The sequence below is a fragment of the Rhodopseudomonas sp. B29 genome, from assembly GCF_000333455.1.
Lineage (GTDB): Bacteria > Pseudomonadota > Alphaproteobacteria > Rhizobiales > Xanthobacteraceae > Rhodopseudomonas.
Window position 1 is genome coordinate 1 of record NZ_BADD01000267.1, and the last position, 5,287, is coordinate 5,287.

The following is a 5,287-nucleotide window of genomic DNA, read 5'->3' on the forward strand; positions in this document are numbered from 1 at the left end:
AGTCTTCAGGATCTCCGGATCGATCTCGTCGAGCGAGCCGACGGTCTTCTTCGGCTTCGGCGCCGAATAATAATAGAGATCCTGGAAATCGATCTTGGGATAGTCCACCCGCGCCCAGGTCGGCTCTGTCATGGTCAGCCAGCGGCGATACGCCTCCAGCCGCCATTGCAGCATCCAATCCGGCTCGTTCTTCTTGGCGGAGATGAAGCGGACGATGTCTTCCGACAGCCCCTTCGGGGCCTTGTCGGATTCGATCAGCGTCTCGAACCCATAGCGATATTGATCGACGTCGATCTGGCGAACCCGATCGACGGTCTCTTGGACGGCAGCCATTCAAACCTCCGCTCGCGGTTTCAAGGACCGCGGTGGATCTGCGGGACACATGCTTACACGATCCAACGCGGGTTGAAACCCTCTTAGAACCGTTCTGGCTGTGTTTCGCGACCACCTTTAGTTAGGTTGCCGGCAAGCTTTTTCCAAGCTTGCAGACAGGATTCGATGTCGGATTCACTACTCTCCCAGCCGAGACTGATCCGTATAGCCGACTGAGCAAGTTCCGGACCAAAGCCCATCGCTTGCAGCACATGCGACGGCTGAACCTTGCCCGACGAGCAAGCCGAGCCGGACGACACCGCGACGCCGGCGAGATCGAACCCGATCACCGCGGTTTCGGCCCGCAGCCCGGGAACAGCGAACAGCGTCGTATTGGGCAGCCGTGCCACCCCGTCGGCGAAGATCACGCCGCCTTGACTGTCGGAAATCTCCCTCAAGCCGGCCTCGAGCCGATCCCGCAGGGTCTCGACCCGCACCATGTCGGCGGCGATCGTCGGCATCGCCGCCGCCACTGCAGCTCCGAAGCCTGCGATCCCGATCAGATTCTCGGTGCCGGCCCGCCGCCCGAACTCCTGACCGCCGCCGCGCAGCAGCGGCTCGGGCCCGGATAGGCCCTCCCGCAGGATCAAGGCGCCGACGCCCTTCGGTCCGCCGATCTTGTGCGCAGACACGCACACAAGATCAGCCCCCAAGCCTCTGAGGTTGAATGGAACTTTGCCAAGCGCCTGGATAGCGTCGACATGCAATAGGCCGCCCGCCTGATGCACGATCTCAGCCGCTTCAGCGATTGGTTGAAGTGCGCCGGTCTCGTTGTTGGCCAACATCAACGAAACCAGCCTCGGGGCGCCGCCAGCCAGCAGACTGCGCAGGTGGTCGAGATCGACAACGCCTTCAGGTGTCACCCGGATGGTCGCCACCCCATCGGCCGCAAACCGTCCTCCGCTCAGCACCGAGGCGTGCTCGATACTTGAAACGATCAATTGATCAATGGCTTGTCCCAAGTTCCAGAGACCCGGCACGAGCGCCAGCGCATTGGCCTCGGTCCCGCCAGAGGTGAATACGACATTGCGCGCCGCCCCACCGACTGCAGCTGCGACCGCGGCCCGCGCCTGCTCGACGACCCCGCGCGCCGCGCGCCCCTCGGCGTGAATCGATGACGGATTCCCGACAAGCTCCATCGCCGCCATCATCGCCGCCTTGGCTTCGGCACGCAGCGGCGTGGTCGCATTCCAGTCGAGATAAACCCGGTTTCTCAAGAAAATCCGTTCCTTACATGGGCTGATCCGGCCGGCCGCGCGGCCGCCGGATGTTCAAGATGCTTGCATTTGGCCCCGCGGCCTATGCTAGAACGCAGCTCCCCGTTTATCGGCTGTCTGCCCGATCCGCCCGGCGGCGGACGACGACGTGTTGCAAGCGCCCGAGCGCGCCGCGCCAGGCCGAATCCCAAGATGTTCAAGGATCGCTGATGCCTGAAGTCATTTTCACCGGTCCAGCCGGCCGCCTCGAAGGCCGCTACCACCCGGCGAAGCAGAAAAACGCCCCGATCGCAATGGTGTTGCACCCGCATCCGCAGTTCCGGGGCAACATGAACCACCCGATCGTCTATCAGGTCTACTACGCCTTCGTGGCCCGTGGCTTCTCGGTGTTGCGCTTCAATTTTCGCGGCGTCGGCCGCAGCCAGGGTTCGTTCGACCACGGCACCGGCGAATTGTCGGACGCCGCCTCGGCGCTCGACTGGGCCCAGACCATCAATCCCGAAGCGCGGGCCTGCTGGGTCGCCGGATTCTCGTTCGGCGCCTGGATCGGCATGCAGCTGTTGATGCGCCGGCCCGAGGTCGAAGGCTTCATCTCGATCGCGCCCGAGCCCAACCGCTACGACTTCTCGTTCCTGGCGCCCTGCCCGTCGTCGGGCCTGATCGTGCACGGCGAGAAAGACATCGTGGCCCCCGCCAAGGACGTCAACACGCTGGTCGAGAAGCTCAAGACCCAAAAGGGCATCGTCATCGATCAGCAGACCATCCCGGGCGCCAACCACTTCTTCGAGGACAAAATGGAGCCGCTGATGGAGACCATCACCTCCTACCTCGACATGCGGCTGGCGAACGTCCGCTAAGTTTCTTTCGTCATTGCGAGCGTAGCGAAGCAATCCAGCGCCGTGCACCGGGCTGGATTGCGTCGTCGCTTCGCTCCTCGCGATGACGGAAGCGCGTCAAGGCCGCGCCAGCAGCCCCCCGGTCATCGGAAACGCCACGCCAGTGGTCGCCGGATAGCTCAGCGGCAGGCCCTTCAGCCCGCGTGCGGCGAGAAAGCCGAAGGCCTGAGCCTCCATCGCATCGGCCGACCAGCCGAGCGCGTCGGCGCTCTCGNACGTTGCCGGCGCCAGCCGCTCCCTCAGCATCCGCATCAGCGTCAGATTGCGCGCACCGCCCCCCGGGATGACGAAACTTTGGGGCCGGTTTGGCAGCAGCAACACGATTGCCCCGATGGCTGACGCGGTGAAGGCGGTCAGCGTGGCGCGCCGTTCGGCCGGCGACCAGTCGCGCTGCGGCAGCGCCGCGAAGTCGTTGCGTTCGAGGGACTCGGTGGAGCTTTAGCGAAGAACGGCAGCTTCATCGCCTCGGCGAGCCAAGGTTCGTCGACGACGCCCTGAGCGCCGAGCCGACCCTCGCAGTCGAACGACTTGCCAAGCTTGCGGAAGACAAAATCATCCAGCAGCGCGTTGCCGGGGCCAGTGTCGCAGGCGATCAACGTGTCGGTGCCGTCGATGTACGTCACGTTCGACACGCCACCGATATTGACGACCGCGATCGGCCCGTCGCGGTGCAGCGAATGCGCCAGCGCGCGGTGATACACCGGCACGAACGGCGCGCCCTGCCCGCCGGCGGCGACATCGGCGGCGCGGAAGTCGTACACCACGGGAATGCGGATCGCCTTGGCCAGCGCCTTGGCGTCGCCGATCTGCACCGTCAGCTTCTGCTCCGGCCGATGCAGCACGGTCTGGCCGTGGAATCCCGCGATATCGATGCTGTCCGGAGAGATGCGGTTCTGCGCCACGAAGGCTGCAACCGCCTCTGCGTGCGCGATGGTCACCGCCCGCTCGGCTTCGGCGAGCACGCCCGGCCGGGCATCGCGTCGGTCGAGCGCTGTGGCTTCCGCCAGCGCGCCGCGCAGCAGGCTGCGTTCGGTCTCCGTGTAGGGCCGATAACCCGACGGCCCAAGCGCCGAAACGGTCCTGCCGTCGGTCTTGATCAAGGCGACATCGACCCCGTCGAGCGAGGTCCCGCTCATCAGTCCGATCGCCGTCAGCATCATGGCAATGTGCCTTTCCGGCCGCTGCGGAAGGTCCAACTTGTGTCAAACACCCGGTTCTTATAATGCCACACGGTAACGCGATCGAAAGGGCTTGCAGGGCATCCGCCCATGCGATTTGGCCCCAGCGTTTAATAACAGTGATCAGAGACCGATACAGATGACCGCCTTTAAGTCAGATTTTATGAATGTGCTCCAGGAGCGGGGCTTCATTCATCAGATTTCCGACCCGGAGTCGCTCGACGCCCTGGCGTCCAAGCGCGAGGTGGTGGCCTATGTCGGTTACGACTGCACGGCGCCGTCGCTGCATGTCGGTCACCTGCTCTCGATCATGATGCTGCATTGGCTGCAGGCGACCGGCAACAAGCCAATCGCGCTGATGGGCGGCGGCACCACGCGGGTCGGCGACCCGTCCGGTCGCGACGAGACCCGCAAGATCCTGACCTACGAGCAGATCGACGCCAACAAGGAGTCGATCAAGGGCACGTTCTCCAAGTTCATCAAATTCGGCGACGGCCACAGCGATGCGGTGATGGCCGACAACGCCGAGTGGTTGACCAAGCTCAACTACATCGAGATGCTTCGCGACGTCGGCCGCCACTTCTCGATCAACCGCATGCTGACGATGGACTCGGTCAAGCTGCGGCTCGAGCGCGAACAGGAACTGTCGTTCATCGAATTCAACTACATGATCCTGCAGTCCTACGACTTCGTCGAGCTGGCGCGGCGCTACAAGTGCAATCTGCAGATGGGCGGCTCCGACCAGTGGGGCAACATCGTCAATGGCGTCGATCTCGGCCGCCGCATGGGCACACATCAGCTCCACGCACTCACTTGCCCGCTGCTGACGACATCGTCGGGCGCCAAGATGGGCAAGACCGCCGCCGGTGCCGTCTGGCTCAACGGCGACCTGCTCGCGCCCTATGATTACTGGCAGTATTGGCGCAACACCGAGGACGCCGATGTCGGCCGCTTCCTCAAGCTGTTCACGCTACTGCCGATGGACGAGATCGCGCGCCTGTCGGCGCTGCAGGGCGCAGAGATCAACGACGCCAAGAAGGTGCTGGCGACCGAGGCCACCGCGCTGATCCACGGCCGCGACGCCGCTGAAAAGGCTGAAGCGACCGCGCGCACAACCTTCGAGCAAGGCGGCACCGCGCAGGATCTGCCGAGCGTCGACGTCAGCCGTGCCGAGCTCGATGCCGGCATCGGTGTGCTCGCGGCATTCGCCGAGAAGGCCGGCCTCGTGGCTTCCAACGGCGAAGCGCGTCGGCAGATCAAGGCCGGCGGCCTCAAGGTCAACGACGTCGCCGTCACCGACGAGAAGATGGCTCTGACCGCCGCCAACCTGACGGCCGATGGCGTGATCAAGCTGTCGATGGGCAAGAAGAAGCACGTCCTGCTGAAGCCCGCATAGGCCCATTCGCAGCCAGCGTCTGGCCTTTCCGGCGGAAACGCGCTCCAACGAGCAGAACGTTTCCCGGGAAGGATCGCTCTTGGACAACCGCACGACGATTGATCGCGCGACGCAGCGCACCGGCCTCACCGTGCTCGGCGTCTGCTTCGTGCTGTCGCTGCTCGGGCCGCGGCCTCGGCGAGAGCTTCACCGTGGTCCTGCTGCCGATCTCGCAATCGTTCGGCTGGG

General features: G+C 64.3%; 3 protein-coding genes and 3 pseudogenes. 3 read left to right on the top strand and 3 right to left on the bottom strand.

What is annotated here, in order from left to right; all coding sequences use genetic code 11:
- Together I5M_RS09720 and I5M_RS09725 are read right to left on the bottom strand one after the other, a co-directional pair.
- Positions 1 to 333: pseudogene (locus I5M_RS09720) on the bottom strand (Fe-S cluster assembly protein SufB); the annotation flags it as partial.
- Positions 334 to 416: 83 nt separating this feature from the next.
- On the bottom strand, positions 417 to 1,589 hold the full coding sequence (locus I5M_RS09725; protein WP_022721225.1) for a cysteine desulfurase family protein: 1,173 nt from the start codon (positions 1,587 to 1,589) through the stop codon (positions 417 to 419).
- Between the two features lie 209 nt (positions 1,590 to 1,798).
- Between I5M_RS09725 and I5M_RS09730 the strand changes: the two genes are divergently transcribed.
- Positions 1,799 to 2,446, top strand: a complete 648-nt coding sequence (locus I5M_RS09730; protein ID WP_022721226.1) for an alpha/beta hydrolase — start codon at positions 1,799 to 1,801, stop codon at positions 2,444 to 2,446.
- Positions 2,447 to 2,542: 96 nt separating this feature from the next.
- Here the strand turns inward: I5M_RS09730 and I5M_RS29450 are convergent.
- A pseudogene (locus I5M_RS29450) lies at positions 2,543 to 3,645 on the bottom strand (anhydro-N-acetylmuramic acid kinase).
- Between the two features lie 157 nt (positions 3,646 to 3,802).
- Between I5M_RS29450 and tyrS the strand changes: the two are divergent.
- Positions 3,803 to 5,059 (top strand): tyrosine--tRNA ligase, encoded by a 1,257-nt coding sequence (gene tyrS, locus I5M_RS09740; protein WP_022721227.1) that lies wholly within the window; start codon positions 3,803 to 3,805, stop codon positions 5,057 to 5,059.
- Positions 5,060 to 5,156: 97 nt separating this feature from the next.
- Positions 5,157 to 5,287: pseudogene (locus I5M_RS33600) on the top strand (MFS transporter); the annotation flags it as partial.